The sequence below is a fragment of the Stieleria sedimenti genome (genome assembly GCF_025060895.1).
GTDB lineage: Bacteria > Planctomycetota > Planctomycetia > Pirellulales > Pirellulaceae > Stieleria > Stieleria sedimenti.
Genome location: NZ_JANZKV010000223.1, coordinates 1 through 2,703, shown reverse-complemented (window position 1 = coordinate 2,703; position 2,703 = coordinate 1). Strand labels below are relative to the sequence as shown.

General features: G+C 59.7%; 2 protein-coding genes. One reads left to right on the top strand and one right to left on the bottom strand.

What is annotated here, in order from left to right; genetic code table 11:
- Positions 1 to 1,557, top strand: a 1,557-nt coding sequence (locus NZK35_RS26660) for a suppressor of fused domain protein (RefSeq protein ID WP_259635568.1), incomplete at its 5' end; no start/stop codon positions are given.
- Positions 1,558 to 1,598: 41 nt separating this feature from the next.
- On the opposite strand, the gene holA is transcribed toward NZK35_RS26660, so the two are convergent.
- A complete protein-coding gene (gene holA / locus NZK35_RS26655) occupies positions 1,599 to 2,645 on the bottom strand; it encodes a DNA polymerase III subunit delta (protein ID WP_259635567.1) in 1,047 nt (348 codons plus the stop codon).
- Positions 2,646 to 2,703: the final 58 nt, after the last annotated feature.

Below are 2,703 nucleotides of genomic sequence, written 5' to 3'. Positions count from 1 at the left end.
AGTGAGTTAGATGCCCGTGACAGTGAGTTAGATGCCCGTGACAGTGAGTTAGACGCCCGTGGCAGTGAGTTAGATGCCCGTGAGAGTGAGTTAAATGCCCGTGAGAGTGAGTTAGATGCCCGTGACAGTGAGTTAGGCGCTCGCAGCAATGGGCTTGATTCCCGTAGTCATGAGCTAGACGCCCGGGCGAATGAGTTGGAGCGGCGCGAGCAGGAGTTGGAGGAGCGAACGCAGAAGCTGGACCAGCGTGAATCGGAACTCGGCCAACAGCAGCAAGAGATCCAGTGCCTGTCGCAGGAACTGGATCAACGCGAGTCGGACTTGGCGGCACGAATCGCCGAGACGCAGCAGTTGGAATCTCGCTTGCAAGCCGAGCAGGCTGCGCTGCAACAGCGCAGCGAAGAAATGAACGAGCGCGAAGAGTTGTTGGCCGACCGTGAACAAGCGACGCGACCATTGGAGCAGTCACTGGAGGAGCAACAGCTCGCCGCCGCGAAACCAGACGCTTCGGCCGCGCCGCCTGCGACGGTGAGCGACGATCACCCCGACGTGTCGGCCGAATCGATTCTGGAGGAAAAAAAGCGACTGTTGCAAGAGTTTGCCGAGCGTCAAGCATCGTTGTCGCGACGCGAAGCGGAATTGATGCGGCGTGAAAATGAATTGACCCGTCGCGAATTGGATAGCGTCGTGACGCATGATGCAACGACGGAGCCGGGTTGGGAACTTGAAGTGGAATCCGAACCCCAGCGGCCGGTGGAACCTGTTGCGGCAGGGTCTGATTCGACCAGCGGCCGGGCGTCGTCTTGGCAGGACGTGCTGGGGCGGGCCGAAGAACAACCTGCTGATTTTGAACTGGCCGAGTACGACGGAGTCTCCGCCGAACGCGTCGCAACGGCCGGCAAGGTGGCCGTCGCCGCCGAGCCGGAGGACGATCGCAGCGACATCGCTGCGGCCCAGACAGGTTTGAGTGAACTGCGGCGACTCGCCTATGAAGAACGATTCGGGCCATGCAGTCGCTATGACGTCGATGATGACCCATCGATGCGAGTGGACGTCTCGGTCCATCTTCCCGAAGACGCTCGCGATTTCACGACGCTGGTGACCAGCGGAATGAGTGACTATCCGATTCCGATGCCAAACGGCCAGCGGAGCGTGCGTGCCGAACTGTTGCTGTATGTCACCCATCTGGATGAATTGGCGATCCAGATTCTACGCGGCGCGGCCAAACTTCCGTATCGAAAAAAGAAGGGGCTTTCGATCGGGACGACGGAATCACTGGATGAACTGCGCGATCAATTGTCCGGCAGTCAGCAAAAGGACTGTGTGTACATGTTGCCGGTGGTCGAATCCGATTCCAAACCGATCCCGGCGAAAGAGGTGATCGGCGGAGTGGTTCAGTTGTTCTGGTTGGTGACGATCACCGAAGCGGAACGCAAACTGATTGACACCGGCGGCATTCACAAATTCCTTTCACTGCTGGAAAAAAACAATCACGCGGTGTTCTTTGACTTGATGCGTGATTGTTATGTGAAACGCAAGGGCTGGTTTCGACGCTAGCGGGCTTCAATCGGCAGGTCGCCCCGCTCAGGTCGCCCCGCTCAGGTCGCACTGGCCAGTCGCATCACAAATTGCTCCAGCATAAACCGGTCGCGGCCGTCGGCGCTGTGCGTCCCTTTGAGCCGCAGGTCGGCATCGAGCAACCAAGCCAACAACTGGACCGCCTTTTCACGTTTCATGCGTTTCATGTCGGCGATCGCCCGCGAGATTTCGGCCGGACGATGGATGCCGGCTTGGGCCAACGAGTCTTCCAACGTCTGACGTTTGCCGGCCCGTTCGGCGGCCACGTGGGCCGAAGCGGCCAAGCCGAGGCGGCGCAAGGACCAAGCGATTTGCGGCAGCAGCGCGATTGCCGGTTGCCCGCCCGAAATCAACTTGTCGAGCTGCTTGAACGCTTCGGCGGCGTTGCCCGACGAGATCGCTTCGGTGATCTGCCAGATCGTTTTGCCCTGCCAACCGGCGACCACGTCGCGGACCAGCGGTTCTTCGATGGTTTCACCGGGAGCGAGGTAGAGCGCGAGTTTGGCAATCTCGGTGTCCAAAAAACCGATGTCGTCGCCGAGCATTTCGACCAACGTGTCGGCCGCGCCGCCACTGAGTTTGGTTTGATGGCGAGACGCGATGTATTGGGTCAAAAACTTGCGCCGTGACGCCGCCGTCGCACCCGTTTTCTGACCCGTTTCGCCGCTGCAGCAAACCAGGACGTGTGACTTGTCGAGCGCCTTGTAGACTTTGGTGTTCGACGCCAGGGATTCGAACTGCAACACGAGACGCGCCGCCGTCCCGGGCTTGGCCAGGTAGTGCTCGATTTCGTTGCGGTTGGCGGAAACGAACTTGTCGGCATCGCGGATGACCACCGATCGCTTTTCGCCCATGTCAAACAACGACGCGGTGGACAATTCATCGTTGATGTCGGCCCAACGCGCCGTCGTGCCATCGACATCGGTAACGTCCGCCGCGCCGGTCAAGACCGACGTCGTCCAGGACGCCAACGTGTGGTCGCCACCAAACACCGCCGCGACCGCAAAGTCGACCGGAGCGGCAGAAGAATGGCTGGTCAGGAATTCAAACGCATGAGTTTTAGGCATGGGGAGAGTTTAGCAATCGTAGCCGTTGCAACGAAGCAGGGGGGCAAGACGATGGGGG